Genomic DNA, 16,943 nt, shown 5'->3' on the forward strand with positions numbered 1-16,943 from the left:
CTGACCCGGCAAAGTAGCTCGTCGTCCGACCAGTCGGCCTTGGCCACGAAGTGGTGCAATGCCTGATGCCGCGCGCTGGCGTGAAGCGGATCCACGCTTGCGGCCATTGGTTCGACACTCTTGCGTGTCAACGGCAACATCAGGCCTGTGCAGTAAGCCTTCAGTCCTGAGTGGCGATCCGCATGACCCAGGCCGCCAGCCAGATGTTCAATGTACTGCTCAAACCGCCTTTGCGCATCCATTGCTTCTCGCTCTATGCCTGGGTATCCTCATTATATGTAGGTAAACAAGCAATATCACAATTGTTATTTTTATGACACAGTAAGACTAAGGGGCCTGACTGCAACGTTACACCGATTGCGACCAGCGACAAGGCTAAGTGACGGGCGTGTCCACACCGGTTACGATGCGCCCTTTTTCGAACGAGCCTTTGCTGGCGCTTTTGCCTGAAAGCCAGCGAAGAACTGGGCAGGCGACGAGTTTGGCTGACTTTGCACAGCCATGTGCTCCCTGATCAATTCGGTCTGGAATCGCGTGATGGTGTCAGGATCCGTGATAACGCAGGCTGTGTTGTTCTGAGCCCTGTACTTCGGGCCAGCTGCGACAAGCTTTCCGTTAGCATCTTCCACGAAGGTTCCTTCCCCTGCCTGCGACCAGTTTGTCGACCCCTCGAGGGCTACCCGTCCGTCGGCCACAAAACCCTTGGTGTGACTGATTGAATGAAACGGTGAGTCTCCAATTGCAAAATGTGTATTGAAACCTTCCGAGTTGTCCGTGAGGTCCTTGGTGAGGATTCCTGCTTCGGTGGCGCCTTTAGCCTGCAATCGGTCGAGTGTGACGAGCATGGTCACAGTCGGATCCTTTGCCAACGTCATCAAAATGTCATTCAGCTCGGGGTCGTCGTACCCGAACATGTTCATATACAACGAGATGCTCACGCGTGAAATTATGTACTTGAGGATATTGTGGACATCATCTCTCCCGACGTAAAAAAGATGAACGTCTGAACTCGCATTGACGGAGAACTTCCCCTCGGAGGTGTATTGCTCCAGGTCCAGCAGAGTGAACGTCTGCAAGGTCACCTTCGGATCATTGATGACGTTTGAAGCGCTTACCGGTTTCTTGCTTGTCTTCCTGGCAGCCATTTAATGTCCCCTTTGAAGAACTGCTCCATCCTGCATCGCCGGTACCATTCTGTTCGCCTTTTGAAGTTCCCACTTTCGACGATCGGCAACTAATGAAATGAGAGAAACCGCGATCCGTTGTGTGTCGGAGTATAGGAACTTATTTCAATTTTTTCATTTTCATGTTCGCCCGTTGATGTTCGAAACTGAACAGAGCTAGGCACTGTGTCCTGCGTTCACAGGTTGTAAGCTCCATTACATACCCGTCGCGACCTTAGCCAGTTCTGGCAGTTCATCAAGAACAAGTTTCCCAGCTATGCCGAACGACGCTCGTATCTTTGGGGTGAGTTCAGGCCGCGCCTTGACCCGATCGAGAATGCCTCGTCAGTTCCCGCGGACGATGCAGTGACAGCTGCAATTGAGAAGTTCGACGCGGAGTCCCTTCAGGTCGCTTGGCCCAAGGCGCTAGAGCGTACCCCGTCGGTACAGCGCAAAGTAAGGGCAGTCCGTGACTGAATGAAAAAGCGCGCCTGCAGAGTAGGACCCAGCGGCTTTGCGTCACTTTAGTTCTTTGATCACACGAAAGCCGTTCTGTGACTGACGCACGCTCGGGCTGTATTTGAAGCGTGTGGAGCTCAACATGTAGTCCTCCCCTTCACGCCATGAGCCGCCGCGAATTACGCGCATGTTGCAGCCCGGCGTATCCCACGTGCTTCCATCAATCGGCGCACCCTTGTACGAATTATGCCAGCAGTCGCTGACCCATTCCCAAACGTTGCCGTTCATGTCATACAGTCCGCAGGGATTTGCCGCGAATGAGCCGACGGGTTCCGGTGCCTCCTTGTGGTAAGGGTCGCCACAATCCTTGCAGTTGGCCACGCCTTTGCGCATCTGATCGCCCCACCAGTACTTCGTCGTAGTGCCCGCGCGGTCCGCGTATTCCCATTCGGCTTCTGTCGGGAGGCGATAGGTCTTGCCCGTCACCTTGCTCAGCCAATTAACGTATGCCTGTGCGTCGTCCCAACTGAGATCTCGCGCGGGGCCGTTCTTCTTGCTGTCGTTCTCAGTCGACAGCCTCGGGCATCCGTTGACGTCCGCGCATGCGTTCCATTGCCCGACCGTCACAACGTATCTAGCGATCGCGAACGGTGCGACAATGGTCACCTGATGCGGCGGCTTCTCAGAGGGATCGCCAATGTTGCTGCCCATCATGAATGAGCCAGCGGGCAGCGATATCATCGCGGGACAGGCAGCGCAGTCCTTGCTCTCCGCGCCTGTTGCGGCGAATACGGGAGTTGGGGCGGGAGCGGCTGGGGTCGCTGTCGCTGCCGCATTTGGAGCGGATGGAAGCGTTGTCGCGGCCTTCGGTGCAGGCGATGACGCAGCGTGCGTGTCGGGCGGCGTGGTCGATCCCGCCGCCTTGAGTCTTTCGATGCGCGCGTTCGCGAGCGGCGTAAAGCGGCCGTTCGGATAGGCCTTCAGATATGCTTCATAGTCGCTCGCGTAACTGCTGTTCTTGATCGAATCCCAGAACGACAATTCGTATTGTTCGTTACTGTCCGTAGGTAAGACGCCGCGGCTGTTTAATGGCGCAACGGCATTTGGCGATTCGTCTTCGGATAGCGTCAGATCAGGCGACGCAAAAACGTGCATGGGCGCAGTCAGTGTCGAGACGGTCCAAGGTCTCTGCATTCCGCGTGTTGCTTGCGTCACGCGATTTCTCACGTGTGCGAACATAGAATCAACCGACTCATCTGGCGCGTTGGCCATTTCTCGTAGCCATTCCCCCGTGAATATGCCGTGACGGTTACCATCTGCGGCTCGCGCGCCCGGCGCTGCTGCGAAAGCAACCAGCGATTGCGCGGGCAACTGAATCGCCGCAACGGTCGGTGCGAACGGTTGTGTCAGACATGCATCGAGCACGACCAGATTGAGCGCATGCGGGCGCGGCGCAGAGAGCGTGTCGAGCACACTAGACAAATCGATGCTCGCGGTCATCAGCGTCGATGGGACGCGCGGATCCGCACTCACGGATGCGAGTAGCGTCGAACTCCCCGCCTGCAATCCATGTCCCGCGAAATAAAACACAGCCGTGCCGCCCGCATGCAGCCGGCGTCCGAAATCGGCGAGCGCGTCGCGCATCTGTTGTGTCGTCGCATCGGTTCGAAACACGACATCGAAGCCTTGCGCACGCAACGTGTCGGCGACGCTTTGCGCGTCACGCGCGGCGTTTGCCAATGCGCTGACTTGATAATCCGCATTGCCGATCACGAGCGCGACCCTTGGGCCCGGTCGAGTTCGCGTTGAACCTGCAACACCAACGATCGTGTGGGCTTGGTTGGTGGCAGCGCTTTCACCGCGTGCTAGTGGTTGTGCGGCAGACTCGTGCGCCTGGAGTGCACCGACCATGCAGAACAGGAGAAGTTTTCGCCACATTTTTCATATCCTGCTTGTTCTGGAAGTTCTTGCCAGAACCTCGCTATGGACGATTTGGCGCGACAACCAAAGCAGTCGTCTGCCGCATCTGAGGCGACGGCCGTTCGTTTGCTGTACCTCGCGGTGCGCATACTACTTTTGCACGCACGGACCACCCTTCTCAACGATAGCACGCGTTTGGGGAAGTCAGTATGGTTAACTAGTCTGGATCGCATATCTTTTTGACAAGTTACGTCCTAAGCTGAAACATAAGCAAGCAGCAATGCCCCCTCCTTGGAGAATGCGCAATGAAAAGAACAATAAGGCTGGCGACTACTGGCGCACTTATTCTCGCTTCGGTGAAGGCGTTCGCAGGAGCGACACCTTCACCGCCCGGATCTGAGGCATACATCATCTGGCCATCGGACGGCACCGTTATCACCGGCGGCAAGCTTTGGGTGCGCATGGGCTTGCGAAATATGGGCGTGTGTCCAAAAGGCGTGAATGTGGCGAACACTGGGCATCACCATCTGCTGATCGACTCGGACCTGCCGCCGATGGACCAGGAGATTCCCTCGGATCGCCAGCACCTGCACTTCGGTGCGGGGGAAACGGATGCGCGCGTTGAATTGCCGCCAGGCAAGCACACGCTGCAATTGCTGCTCGGTGACTACAATCACGTGCCTCATAATCCGCCCGTCTATTCGAAGAAAATCACCATCATCGTGAAGTGAGCATGCGCTGCCTTTGCACCGGAACTCCGGCGCTCAGCACTCAAAGACGGAGAACATCAACCATGGTCAGGATCGTAGCTGCCGCGGCGCTCGGCGCCTTCGCTTGGTTGACCGCGGCGAATATTGCATCCGTCGGCCCGACATCAGCGCCGGATAATTCGTATGCGTATATCGGCTATCCGAACAATGGACAGGTTGTGCCTGCTAACAAGCCGTTTCGCGTGTGGTTTGGCTTGCGCTACATGGGCGTCGCACCCAAGGGCGTCAAGTACCCTAACACGGGCCACCATCACCTGCTTATCGATACCGACCTGCCACCGATGGATCAGGAGATTCCTTCCGACCGGCAGCATCTGCATTACGGTGCAGGCCAAACGGAAACCACGATCGAACTGCCGCCCGGCAAACACACGTTGCAATTGTTAATGGGAGACGAGAATCACGTCCCGCACAATCCTCCGGTGTATTCGAAAAAGATCACAGTGATCGCGAAGTAAATTGAAATTTGTACGCTGCTCAATAACCCGGTTGAGAACCGCGTCAGGTGACGCGCAGCGACGACTGGCTTCCCGGTTCTCAGTCGCACCAGCGGTCTGCACAGCTAAAGCATATAATTTGCTTCGGCAATCCCCTCTCTCTTCTCTGAGATCGGACCGTGCTAAAGCGGAGGACTCCATGCCGCGATATAGTGAACGTGATCGTTGTCCGCGAGAGCGCGCATACTATGGTCTCTCGGAGCACCGCAAGCGGTCTTCGAGCTAAGTCATGCGGCAGGGTGTAATCACCCCCTGAAGTCGATCGGACCGGCGGAGTGTCTTGACATCTGCGATGCATAACCTAGGATGAACTTGCAGCTGAATTATCTGCCTGCCTTCTTTTTTTTGAAAAAGTTAATAAATTCTGGGCCATCTGACCAACTAGTGCGTTTCTGACGACCTGTCTGTTGTCGTCTTCTTCGCGTTGCGATATATCCAGCAACGCAACACGTTGCTGTGCCACGTTTCCGTTCAATCATAGAAATCGGTAAGCAAATCGAAAGTTAAAATGACGTTATATAGTATAACTAAGTTACTGAATTGCATGTTGAATTACCGACAGCCGGGTTTGGAATACAGCTCGCCGATATTCAGAATGTCGTATCAACCAGGCGCCGCACCATGTTGGTTCATGCCGATTTAAGATTGGTCGTCGTTAATTCGGGTGAAAACCAATGCCATCTTCTCGCCGCTTTTCGCTCCTACGTTGCTTTAGCGGGAAGTGTGCGCAAGCCCCAGCGCGTCGTACGCTCGTCAATGGCCGAGCCGCCGGCGCGGTCATCGTTTTATGCCATGTCAGGCGTCACGCCATGTGCGCGATAAGTTCCCACAAAGTCGGCCATGCCGTAGTTCTTGATCGCACCTACTGTAATCGATGCGCCGACGAACTGCGCAGCATCCACAAGCATGTCGGCCGCGGTGTGTCGCTCGGCTGTGCCGTTGGCCTGCGTTACCTGTGCGTTCACCACCAGTCCATGCCGGTTATCAGTCAGCACATGCCAGATGTAGCAAAGCATCGCGCCCGTGCCACGACTCTTGCGAAACCACCGGACCTGACTTTCCGTGCTGGATTGATGCGAGTCGTTTCTGCGCTTCTCGCCATGCCAATTCTCGTGAGTGCCATCACCTCCATCAGGTGGCGCGGCGTCGTCAGAGTTCGCCTTGCACACGAAGCTTTTGTGTCCGGTCCAGGCCCGACTGAGCGTGCTGTCCACGCTGAAGTGCTCGCCCGACAGGTAGCCACGCACGCGCGCCGTCTGGACCGCCTCATTGAACAGGCCGACAATGACGTCGTGGGCCATCAATCGGTCGGGGTTCTTGCTGAAGGCGAAGTGGTCCCACACTACATTGTTGTAGGAGATTCGCTCCATCAGCATCCGTTCACTGCGAATCGAATACATCACTTGCGGCAACAGTGCCGGAATCAGCTTTGCTGGCGCGATGCTCGGGCTACCTCCCTTCGCATCGCTCTAGTACGTACGCAAAAAAGAGCGCATCCATGCGAGTGGGCGCATCGTTCAACCACAGTCGAATCGGTCGCAACGGGTGATGGGCTGGAACGAAGTCATCCAGCCTGAACATCGCTAACATCGACTCGGTATAGCCGTCCGCTCCGCGCATCGCTTTAGTCTCAGTGTTGCCCGATTCTTTGTTTCAACGTCTACCCCTCCCGCGCGAACGACATGCGCAGGAGGTAATTCAACAGACCGCTAGACAACGCGGAGTACGAGAACATGAAGATCCAGGACATCGTTGTATTGATCGGCGCTGCACTGACCACAGCCGTCACCCATGCAGAGCCCATCACTTATTCAGGCTTTACAATTGCCGACGGTAAGCTAGGCGCGTGGGAATTTCATAACGCGCGGATCTACCTTACGCTCGAGAGCGACACGAACAATGTGCAGTTACTTCAAATTCCCGTGCCAGGTCATGGGACCGCCGATGTCGCCCTCAATGCGAAGGGGACTGCGCGTGTCATTGTTGTCAGTAACGGAAAAAAAGTACGTGCGACATTCGCACCGAACCAGATTTTTGTGAGCGTCGATCTGGGCAGTCCTGACGCCAACACCCCCCCTGGCCGTGGGGTCGGTTTTGGCTCGCAGTGGCCGTCTGGCCCGAATCCAACTTATCCGCTGGGTATCGAAGACGGAATGATCGATTCGGGTGACGCGTCCGACAATGGCGCCATTTTAAGTGACGAGCTCGCCACGCTACCGACCGACCTTAAGCACTCGACAAGCTTCAGCGGACGTGCATGGATCTGCCTTGACTTCTTGGACAATAGAGACTGCGCGCATCCAGCCGACCCGCTAAAGACCGATAAGGGAGACTTTTTTCTATATCAGAAGTATCGGACGTCTGGATTCGGCGACGCATTAATGGGTGGCACATTTTCAGCTGTGACACACGGCTCCAACCGGCCTGGCGAGTAAATCGAAGAGCGCAGCGTTCAACCCGATCCGTCTACTCGAATATATCGGAGGTTGTATGGAACGACTTGGGAATCTAATTGTGATTGGAGCGGTACTTTGCGGGGCGGGGCATGCCTTGGCCGATCCAATCACTTACACTGGGTATGTACTATCAGATGTAACGTTGGGCGGACATTATTATTCAGGCGCGCAAGTCTATATCTCGCTTGAATCCGATACAACGACGGCGTTGCCGTTCAGCGATAGCACAGGTTCCGGGTACCGGAACGAGGTCGGGAGGGGCCGAGTGCGGATCGTCGCGGGCCGCCATATCATTACCGCCCGCTTCGAGCCGAATCAGATATATGCTTTCTTTGACGTCGCACACTCGTCGATCGGATTCGGATCCTACCTCACGGCAGGGCGAACATATCCATTGGCTGTGACAGCTATGGACGATCAGGATGGGTTGGTTACGAACTCATCCGTTGGCGCAGTCTCTGACATCATGACAACGCCAGCAAATGCTGCGAACTATACGCAAGACACTGCGACGCTTACGACGAATCTCGCGAATGAAACTGCGTTAAGCGGAGCAGTTTCGTCTGTGCCATCAATAGCTTTAAGGACCGACCGTGGAGACTTCGTGCTATATGAGCCGTATACAGTTAACTACGGTTCTGGTCCCTACTCCGTGAATTGGGGATTCTTTTGGGCGACTTTGGGCAAGGGAAATCATGAAGAAGATAACGACATTGGTACGCTCACTGAAGAATGAGCGTATGTCTGTCCGTCCACGGAGTTGGTCGACCATTGAATGCGTTTCTATGGACCACAATCTTTGAGAATTATTCGCACGGATTGTCGTAACAGGTATGCATAGCCTTAAGATTTTTGTGTATCCAAACCTGCAATTTCCTCCAATGAAACATTCAGCCCAAGTGTTTCTCGGTCCGTTTCATCGTTCCTGTCTTCGGCCAAGAACTGCAGCACGTCGCGTATTTTGCAAAAGTAGTTCTTGGACATCTCTTACTCGAGAACTAAGCTTTATCAAGCTCGCCGCTTGTTCTGATTGACCGGAGAACAGCAAATAGAAAAATAACTAATCGAGTTCATCGTTCACTGTACAGATTGGTGCATGAGAAGTATGTCCACTACGAATGGAAGTCGTGTGCCACGATTCGAACGTTAATTTCATAACCCCTCATCTTCCCAATCAACGAAGGATGGACTTGATCATGGCCACAGATACTAAGACCGGACCGGAGCGCGCCCGCATTCAGCTTGATGATGTCATCACATCGGCGAGCGAAGGTGTTCTGCGTGCGCTGGAGGCCCGGCAGCGGCTTCCTCAAAGAGGAGAAGGCTTTTTCGTGGAAGTGCACATACGCTGCGGTTTCCCGGCAGAAATTACGCAGTCTATCGGGCCTCGTGAACTTCCTTCAGGCGGCCAAATAGCCGGCGGCGGCGCCGCTCAAGGATAGACATGAACACATCCGTGCCCAACGAGGATTCGCCGCTTCTTTGTCCGAGTGCCGAGCCGAGTATGCCTGGGAGCGTTACTTTTGGAATTGTCGGTGGCACCGCAGACGAGCCACGCTTGAGACATCTCGACAAGCCGATCCCTGTGACTGCAGAATTACTGGAGTTGTCTGGGCCGGTCCGACCTACCGAAGTGTTTCGGTTTGCCGCACCCTGTGCATGCGGCGCTTGTCCAAATTTTCACGATGCCAAGTGCAGCCTGGCAACTCGGATCGTAAAGTGGTTGCCGGTAGTAGAAGAAAAGCTCCCGATTTGCTCAATCCGTCCTCACTGCCGGTGGTGGCGAGAGGAAGGCAAAGAAGCCTGTCTGCGATGCCCCCAAGTTGTGACCGACAACTACCGTCCGTCCGAGTTGATGCGACAAGCCTCAAGAGCGCCGGCGGCCGCCGACCGAGATACGTAGGGCAGCGCTTATAGGCTCTACGCAGTAGCAGTAGCGGCTTCATCACTCTCGGCATACCGTCGTGACCGGTCATAGATCAGCCCGTAAGCGTTATCGTTCCTCGCACTGTTTTGTTCGGTGGCATCAGGCCGGGCGCAACCGACGCCGAAGTCAATCTTGGCGACACTTGGGAGTGGAGCGGAGCCACCTGGATTCGTGTTTCTGGATTCGGCCCAAGCGGGCGCGCTTCCGCAGCAATAGGCTTCGATGGAACACAAGGCATTCTCTTCGGTGGAGGATTCCAGACTAACAGGACTGATGGCGCCCTGATCCCATTGGGTGATACGTGGTCGTGGGATGGTCGATTTTGGACTCAGCGTCAAAACATCGGCCCACAAACACGCTCTGGGCATGCAATGGCTTTTGACAGCAACCGAAAGAAGATGGTCTTATTTGGCGGAATCGGTCCAACCAAGGAGTCTCTCAGCGACACATGGGAGCTTGCCGAAAGGTCGACTCCCGGTGGCTAAAATCTAATCAAAAATGTTGCGAAGGAGGCGAAGCCGCTCTATCGAAATCGTCCCGCCGCCTTCAGCGTCGTTAGCCCCTCACAGAATGATGTCCGTCTCCTCATCAATCGGCACAAATACCGGCTCACCGCTCTTGAGAGCCACCTGCCCCTCGGTTGTCTTAAACAGTGGATCCGCCTTGATGTAGGCCTTGAAGTCATAGCCTGTAGCAGCCGCCAGATCAGCAATTGCCACCTGGAACGTACGGTAAGCTCCTAAAACGAAGCCCTCGAGCGCTTCAGTCCTCGATCGCGCTTCGAGCAGTTTCCGAATGAGTTGCCCTTGGCTTAACACGTAGGCGGTGGCGTGTAACGCCTTGTCCTTCACGTCCAGTGTTACCACCAATTTCCAGAACTCGAGCGGGGCGATCGCGCCGTCGATTTCGATCTCCTCCTCCTCGCCGTCCGGGTCGCGCAGGATTGGACCGGTGAAAACACAGGCCCTGAATCCATGCGTACGTGCGTTGTCGAGGATGTAGTTCTCCAGGCCCTGCCAGAGGGCTTTGCCCTGGTTCAGCCGGGCGTGTTGCGCGGCCGCGTTTACGTAGTGGAACGTATCGTCGTTGGCCAATTGCGCCTCGGCCTCTTCGCCCCAGTTTGGGTCCTCGCGCCGTACCATGTGACCGCGATCGATCTCGGCATCCTGAAAGTTCTTCGAACCCAACTGAATGGACTTTGGAATGCGCTCGTCGGTAAACCACTTGTCGTTACCGCGCTTGATCCGCACCGCTGCATCGCCGTCAATGTTGACCGCGGTAATAAGCGGCAGCTTGAGTTTTGCCGAGTACTTGACGCCAAAGTGGGTGTAGCGCAGCTCGTTCGGCTCCGATGGCTGGTCGCTCGGCTCGGCCAGGTCCGCGGCCAGGTCCGCGGGAAGACCCGGCCAGGGCGTAGGCACCGCGCGACCACCGGTCTTCTTCGTGAGGAATCTGGTACCGAACCCCTCCCGGTCCTGAAAGTACGTGGCCGCGTGGCTGCCGTCCTTTGCCTCTTCTCGTCCGGCCTGCAGCGGAACTGAGACGGGCCGCCCCCCCTTAAGCAGAGCGCTGAGCGTCTGGGCGCTGACCGCAGTGTTCGCCTTGCCGTACACACCCGAGAAGTGCAGACCGATGACCTTGCCATCTTCGAGCCTGATGAGGGGCGAGCCGGAGTTGCCGCCCAGGCTAGTGCAGTCGTAAGTGAGGACGCCGTTGCCCGGCGGTTGCAGGATCTTGCCCGGCGCAAGGCGCTTGACCTCGTACAGGTCGCGGAAGTAGCGCGCTTGCGCGTCGGCGTCGTTGCGCGAATCGTAGGCAGGGTAGCCAATGAGGGCGACCAGGTCGGCCTTCGCCACCTTTGCCTTATCGCCGACGAGTTGAAACGGGCTGGGCAGCTTGAAGTCCGCCGCCTCAATCCATAGCAGCGCCACGTCGGCCGAAGCGTCGTCGGCAAGGTACTCGATGCGAGTCAGTTCGGCTGTTCGGCTGTTGTCGTCGGCCTTGCTTTCAACCTCTTCGCCGAAATCGATCGCGGCGCCGTAGCGAGCGCCGGAAGGAGCGCGCATAAACACCGCGGAGCCGTCCGCCTTTCGACGGGCGACGATCTGTGCCACATGGCGATTCGTTACCACCAGTGCGCCTTTCTTTCGTTGCTCAGCCACCCATCCGGTTCCGCCCCACGCCATGTCGTTATTGCGGAACTCGATACGGCCGACGGAGGGGACCCACTTTTCGACGCCCCGAATCAAGGCAGAAGTCTCTTGCGGCAATTCCGGCATCGGCTCCAACACTACCGTGTCGTTCCGAACGAGCAGCGGTGGGCGTCCGACCAGAAGCACAATCGCTTCAAGGCCTTCGAGCGCAGCCGTTCCCGCGACGGCGACCGATTCCAGCGCCTGTCCAGCCTTCAGCGCATCCACGCTGGACCTGGACATGGCGCTCATCAGCGAGCGCGGAAGCCGGCCCGCGTCGAATGCTGCGCGCACAGCCGTCTCCATTTCTGGGGTGAGCCGCTTTTTCAGTGCATCGAGTCTCTCTTCGTTAGTCATTGCGTCTTCCTTTAGAGTTCGTGGTGCACGATCAGCACCGCCAACGGAGGTGCGAAAGCTGCCGGCACACCGCGCGCCAGCAGCCGCCGGGTAACGACGTCAAGTGCATTGAGCTCGGCCGCGGATCTGGACGCCTCAGACAGCATCCCGCGCAGCCGTCGGCCAAGGCGCGGTATCAGATTGTCGGCTCTAAGGGCTCGTGCCCAGATATCGAGTTGGTTCCGCGCTCGGTAAGTAGAGTTTGGTTCGTCCGAGAGATCACGCAGGCGTTCTCGAAGCGTCTCATCGAGTGACGGCAGCCGACGCCATTCCCCACGCCGACGGCCAATCGACCAGTCACCCGCCATGGTCCGCCGCCAGCGCTCGGCGGCTCGGCCGATGAGTTTAAGGTCGTCGTCCCGCCGGACATAGGCCAAGGCCTCGACCCACTCGGCGAACACGCCAAGACTCGCGAGCGCCCCGATCTGGCTACCCGACTCCGGCGGGACGAACGTCAGTTGCCGGTCGCCGTATAGCGCATTTGCCGTTGAGATCGTCTCCACGGACGACGCTACCGTGTCACGCAATTCGGAATGACCTTCCATGACCGACAAGTTGTCGGCGAAGATCGAGTATGGCGTGTGAGTCGCGAGCACAAGTCCGAAGAGGGGCGTGCCAGTATGCATCGCGTCGGGTGCCACGCGACGAAGCTTCTCGAGGCCCAGTTCAAAGGCGCGTTTCGCCTCGTTGCCCGGAACGCCGCCCCAGTGTTCGTTAGCGGCCGCGGCCGGGTTGCTCTCACGCGTATTAGTCTGTGAGAAATAGAACGGTTCAGGCGAGGTCGCAAGGAGCAGCGCCAGCGCACCGTGGCGCGCGCAACTGTCGGTAGCCGAGACGGCCGCGGGCTCTAGCCGATGGAGCATCTGTCGCCACGCCGGCCAGCGGCGGCGCATCCCCTCGGGATCAAATTCGGCCCGCATCTCCAATCTGGCCAGCGCGAGCGAATCTGGAAGTCCGGCCAAGTCCTCGTCGGAGTCGTTGAAACGATCGCGTTCGTCCAACCAGCTGCGCGCATCCGCCCACTGACCCGACCGCCACAGGAACGTGCGGATCGCATCGGCCGCCTCTGAGCGAACGTCCAGCCCCCCGGTGTCCATGACGCTGCGCACGAGATACGCCCCTTCGCGCCAATCCTGGCGTTGGATCACCGCCAGCAGTTCGCGCGCAATGCCAGCATCCCCACCCCCGGCGGCGCTCGGTATCGCCTGCGGTCCTCTGAACTGACTGGTTCGTTCGCCACGAGTAAGCCGCACGAGATCTGCTGCTGCAGAAGGCAACTCGCCGAGTGTTTCGTCGTCAAATTGACTGGCAATCTGGACCGGCACACTCGATACGGCACGCCCGACGCGAGTCAGCTGCAACTGGTGGTACACAGCCTCGATCTGCGCCCAAGGCTGAGGAAGCGCAGCAAACCAGCGCAGGGCTGCAGCATCGATCCGCGACGACTGCTTCGGCGACGAGCGGTAAAGCAGCGGTAAGAGCAACATGCGCATGTCGCTGCGGTGCTTGAGGAATCCCGGGGCGCCAGGGTCCTGCTCAACCAGCCAGTGGTGGGTCGCCAGTTGAATCAACAACTCATTCGCTCGCTCCTCCGTGATCGAACCGAGTCCAAGTGTAGGAGCCAGCACCTTACGGACGAGTTCGGCGTTGATGCGCCGCACGATTAGCCCAGGATGAGCAAGCCGCCTCAGGTCGGGATCCTCAATGCGCGAAAGGAGCATTCGATAGAGAAACGCCGCATCAACCTCGCGGCCTCGCTTGCGCTTCGGCAGATGTTCGACGCCTGCCCGCCTGGCGACCTCGGCGGCAAGGCGCAGTTTGAGTGGGTTGCCTTGGGCAAGTTCGAGCAACTCGTGTCGAAGGTCGGGGGGCGCGCCCAGTCCGGCTAGCAAGGCCAACGCCGCATTGTCCTCCAGACCATGAAGCTCGAGGCGTTTGACACGTTCCGGCTGGTTGCCGACCGCCGCGCTACCGAAACCTGAAGTGCCGATCTGTCGCAAGCTGTCGAGTGCATCTCCCCGGCCAGCCGCAAGCACAACCATCGGCTTCACGCCCCTGAACACGAGGGTGTCAAGCCATCTGAACAGGGTTCCAGGATGGGTCTCGCCCCGACCACGCAGCACCTCAAGCGTGTCGAGCACGACAAGCACGAGCCGGCCTGACGCGGCCACCGTCTTGCCGAGTTCCATCGCGAGTTGTTCAGGCAGGATCTGCCGAAGGCTGAGTTGCGTCTTTGCGGTGAAGTCATAGACATGGCCGGCGTCGAGCCGTGCGTCTAGCAGATCGCTGCCGGCGGCACCCAGTTGCTCCGCCAGTTGGCGCGCTGCCTCCATGGTGAGGCCAAGCTGATCCTGAACGTCAAGGCCCGACCGATCAAAGTCCAACCGCAGGATTAGCGGACGGTGCGCGTCGTAATGGCGGCGCACCGATTCAGCGAGCAGTGTTGACTTGCCTATCCCAGGTCCGCCGGTCACGAACAGGCATGTGGCAGGTGCCGCGTCGACGGGACGCGACAGCCAGTCCGCAATCTGGGCGGACTCATTCTCACGCCCGAAAAAGCCACGTTCGACGACGCGACGACGGTTCCCCGCCCGGTAGAACTCCGCCAAAGCCGAGCGCGCAGCCTGTACCAGATCCTTGGCCGGCGCGACATCACCTGCGCGGTCGAGGGCAACAATGACTCGCTCCAGCATCGCCCGGTCGCTGGGGGCATCGATGATGGCCTGGATGTCAGCTCGCGCGAGTGGAGGTTCGTCGAGCAGTATTGCCAATAGATCCGCGGTTTCTGCGTCGGGCGCACTCTTGCGCCGCTGCTCTATGGCGTCGGCGAGTTGCGATGAGTCTAGCGACTTGAGCAAAGAGTGCCGCGCTGGCGCGCGCATCAACCAGCGGTCGCTGCCGCCAACCGGATTGGTGTCGCAGACCTCTGCGAGACGCGTCGCCGCCATGACGAGGCGGTTTACGTTGTCGGCGGATGCCAACGGCTGCAGAGCCTGTTTCGGAGCGAAAGGGCCGGACAGCGCTGCGAATAGCCGTGCTGGATCCAGGGCGGAGTCGTCCGGATTCATTCGTTGCCTCCTTCGTCACGGAGTTGCTTGAGTCGCGGCTGCAGCCGGGAAGCGATTTGAGTCCGATAGACGCTGTCGTAGCGTCCATTGACCTGATTAAGGTCCTTGAGCGCCTCGTTGGTCCACTCAGTAACGCGCTCGGTACTGATCGTGCAATGCATCTCTTTGGCCGCACTTTCGATCAGGTTGCGGACGTCTTGGGCATTAACGTCGGTGAGATATTCGACAAAGAGTCCCGGAGAACCCTCTCCCTCGGCGTCGACCCGCGTGTCGAACTGATCACCCGGCATCTGGATGGCCTCGTAGCCCGCGAGCATTATGCGCAAGCGCTCGAGCCGAAGCGCCTGGTCTACAAATGCAGTCAGCGCCCAACGAGACTCGTCACCAAACACCACCGCCGGATGGTCGAAGAATACCCAAAGCAGAATGCCAAGCTCCCGTGCCTTCTCGTCTAGTGACTGTGCCAACCGGCGGCTACGGTCGGCAACCACAGCCTCGGGCTCCGTCTGGTCCGCCCCGACACCGCTCATGGCCTCCGGAAGTTGTACTTGAATACGCGCGTCCGCGGCACGACGGGCGATTTCATTGGGTAGGTCAGGGACCAAGGCGTCGAAACTGACACGGATCAGCCGGGTATCTGGCCTACGCGCCACCAACTTATCCAGCATTTCAAAGGAAAAGGGCAAGCCCGCCATGTCGTGCGTGAGGTCAACACGGCGAACCCACACGCCGCGGGCGCGCACCGGCCCCCGCATGGCAGCGTGATAGCCGATGAAGAACGTGTCCCGGCCGACCACCAGCCCGCTCTCGGGCGTACCGTCAAGCGACCAGAGGTTTTCGGGCGTCTCGTCGTCCGCGATGACTTTCCGTACGATGCTGTCGAAGCAGATCAACGGTACCAAGCGGCCAGCGCCTTCCGCACGCCCCTGGTGAATGCCGGCCAGTGAAAAGCTCGTGTCGAAACATCCGCCGCCCGACGAGCCGCCGCTAGTGCCCAAGGCATCATAGCCCCATCGCGCCGTCATGTTGCGCAGCTTTCGCAGCTTGGTGACTTCTATACCGCGCCACTCACCGTCCGGGTAGGAGATCAGCACGATCGCCGCCGGGCCGCGATATGCGTACGGCGGCGTCGCCAGCGTTGCGAACGTCAAGTGGATGCCGGCGGGTTGTTTTAACCGCAGCAGCGCCACGTCATGACGGTCAAGGACTTCTTCATCATTGGTCGGCGCGCGTCCGCCCTCGGGTGGCCACTCGACATCGGCGCAGGGAGACGCGCCGGGCAGCATGATCGCCGGAATCGTGCGCCCGTCCGGAAGGACCACGTCCACGTCCGGTTGTACCCGCGTCACTTCGTTCGGCGCGGCCACTGCAATCACATGCCACGCCGTCAAGACCGAACTCGGACCGACAAGAATGCCCGAACCTTTGACGATGCCTGCGACGCGGACCTTGCACCGAAACGTGTTTGCCCTATGGATGAAGCCGGGCATCAGAGTCTCGTCGAACATCACCTGCTTGTAGTCGAACTCCTCCGGCTCGGTGGCTAGGCCGCGCATGCGCAATGCCGCTACGAAGGTAGCCAGGCAGTGCACGTCCTCGAGCATCATCACCCAGAAATGCGCCCGTTCCTTGTGCAAGGTATCCGCGCTGGCGTCCAAGGCCTCAGGGCTCGGAATAGCGACTTCACGTCCGACACGGATCTGCTCCAACGCCTCTGCGGCCTGTACGCGCGTGTCAGGATCTCGGATGACGCGCTCGATGTCCTCTCGCTCGAAAGTCAGCGCAGGCGGGTGATCATCGTTAGCCATTAGACGCTAGCCTCCTTGAGACCGGTCCCAGCATTTGCGGCCAAGCAGCACTTTGCTGCCTGCGGCAAAACTAACGCAAGTTACCTATTAGAGGACGCGAAAAAGGTCCTCGTTTTAAACGATGGCGGGTCTATGGCGCGCATCGTCGTGACTATGTCGGCGATAATCGCCCGACCTACAAAGCGAAATCGACCAGCCGATCGTCACCTCACCGTGCAGCGAAATGCCACGGGGATTTCACGTCGCCCCTTTTGTTGGATACCATCAAGCCGGAAAAATCCAATTGC

The 16,943-nt window shown here is 58.3% G+C and carries 11 protein-coding genes and 1 pseudogene; 5 read left to right on the forward strand and 7 right to left on the reverse strand.

The genetic code is table 11. The features are described 5' to 3' along the window. The 3 genes from BLT65_RS26245 to BLT65_RS26255 all read right to left on the reverse strand — a co-directional run. Window positions 1-242: transposase (locus tag BLT65_RS26245; RefSeq protein ID WP_143036550.1), on the reverse strand; the 242-nt coding region annotated here is incomplete at its 3' end. A 159-nt stretch (window positions 243-401) separates the two neighbouring features. Beyond that, window positions 402-1,145: a phospholipase D-like domain-containing protein gene (locus BLT65_RS26250; RefSeq protein WP_244186606.1), complete on the reverse strand. Its 744-nt coding sequence runs from the start codon at window positions 1,143-1,145 to the stop codon at window positions 402-404. A 537-nt stretch (window positions 1,146-1,682) separates the two neighbouring features. Then, window positions 1,683-3,560, reverse strand: coding sequence for an SUMF1/EgtB/PvdO family nonheme iron enzyme (locus tag BLT65_RS26255; RefSeq protein ID WP_091782754.1), 1,878 nt, complete (start codon window positions 3,558-3,560; stop codon window positions 1,683-1,685). A 287-nt stretch (window positions 3,561-3,847) separates the two neighbouring features. On the opposite strand from BLT65_RS26255, the gene BLT65_RS26260 reads away from it, so the two are divergent. Together BLT65_RS26260 and BLT65_RS26265 are read left to right on the forward strand one after the other, a co-directional pair. Continuing rightward, a complete protein-coding gene (locus BLT65_RS26260) occupies window positions 3,848-4,273 on the forward strand; it encodes a DUF4399 domain-containing protein (protein WP_091782757.1) in 426 nt (141 codons plus the stop codon). A gap of 62 nt (window positions 4,274-4,335) precedes the next feature. After that, complete coding sequence (locus tag BLT65_RS26265) at window positions 4,336-4,770, forward strand: DUF4399 domain-containing protein (protein WP_091782760.1); 435 nt, start codon at window positions 4,336-4,338, stop codon at window positions 4,768-4,770. 827 nt (window positions 4,771-5,597) lie between these two features. Here BLT65_RS26265 and BLT65_RS26270 read toward each other — a convergent pair. Continuing rightward, a pseudogene (locus tag BLT65_RS26270) lies at window positions 5,598-6,429 on the reverse strand (transposase); the annotation flags it as partial. Window positions 6,430-6,542: 113 nt separating this feature from the next. Here BLT65_RS26270 and BLT65_RS26275 point away from each other — a divergent pair. From BLT65_RS26275 to BLT65_RS26280, 3 genes are all read left to right on the forward strand, one after another. Then, window positions 6,543-7,244 (forward strand): hypothetical protein, encoded by a 702-nt coding sequence (locus BLT65_RS26275; RefSeq protein ID WP_091782763.1) that lies wholly within the window; start codon window positions 6,543-6,545, stop codon window positions 7,242-7,244. 55 nt (window positions 7,245-7,299) lie between these two features. Beyond that, window positions 7,300-8,001: a hypothetical protein gene (locus BLT65_RS46565; RefSeq protein WP_143036551.1), complete on the forward strand. Its 702-nt coding sequence runs from the start codon at window positions 7,300-7,302 to the stop codon at window positions 7,999-8,001. A gap of 460 nt (window positions 8,002-8,461) precedes the next feature. Next, complete coding sequence (locus BLT65_RS26280) at window positions 8,462-8,707, forward strand: hypothetical protein (RefSeq protein ID WP_143036552.1); 246 nt, start codon at window positions 8,462-8,464, stop codon at window positions 8,705-8,707. 1,048 nt (window positions 8,708-9,755) lie between these two features. On the opposite strand, the gene BLT65_RS26290 is transcribed toward BLT65_RS26280, so the two are convergent. The 3 genes from BLT65_RS26290 to BLT65_RS26300 are packed head-to-tail and all read right to left on the reverse strand — an operon-like array spanning window position 9,756 to window position 16,656. After that, window positions 9,756-11,741 (reverse strand): DNA/RNA non-specific endonuclease, encoded by a 1,986-nt coding sequence (locus BLT65_RS26290; RefSeq protein ID WP_091782772.1) that lies wholly within the window; start codon window positions 11,739-11,741, stop codon window positions 9,756-9,758. An 11-nt stretch (window positions 11,742-11,752) separates the two neighbouring features. Beyond that, window positions 11,753-14,848, reverse strand: a complete 3,096-nt coding sequence (locus tag BLT65_RS26295) for an ATP-binding protein (protein ID WP_091782774.1) — start codon at window positions 14,846-14,848, stop codon at window positions 11,753-11,755. Beyond that, window positions 14,845-16,656 (reverse strand): trypsin-like peptidase domain-containing protein, encoded by a 1,812-nt coding sequence (locus BLT65_RS26300; protein ID WP_091782777.1) that lies wholly within the window; start codon window positions 16,654-16,656, stop codon window positions 14,845-14,847. Before BLT65_RS26300 ends, BLT65_RS26295 begins: the two co-directional genes overlap by 4 nt. Between the last annotated feature and the right edge of the window lie 287 nt (window positions 16,657-16,943).

Origin of the sequence: Paraburkholderia steynii (assembly GCF_900100565.1) — a bacterium.
In the GTDB taxonomy this organism is placed as follows: domain Bacteria; phylum Pseudomonadota; class Gammaproteobacteria; order Burkholderiales; family Burkholderiaceae; genus Paraburkholderia; species Paraburkholderia terrae.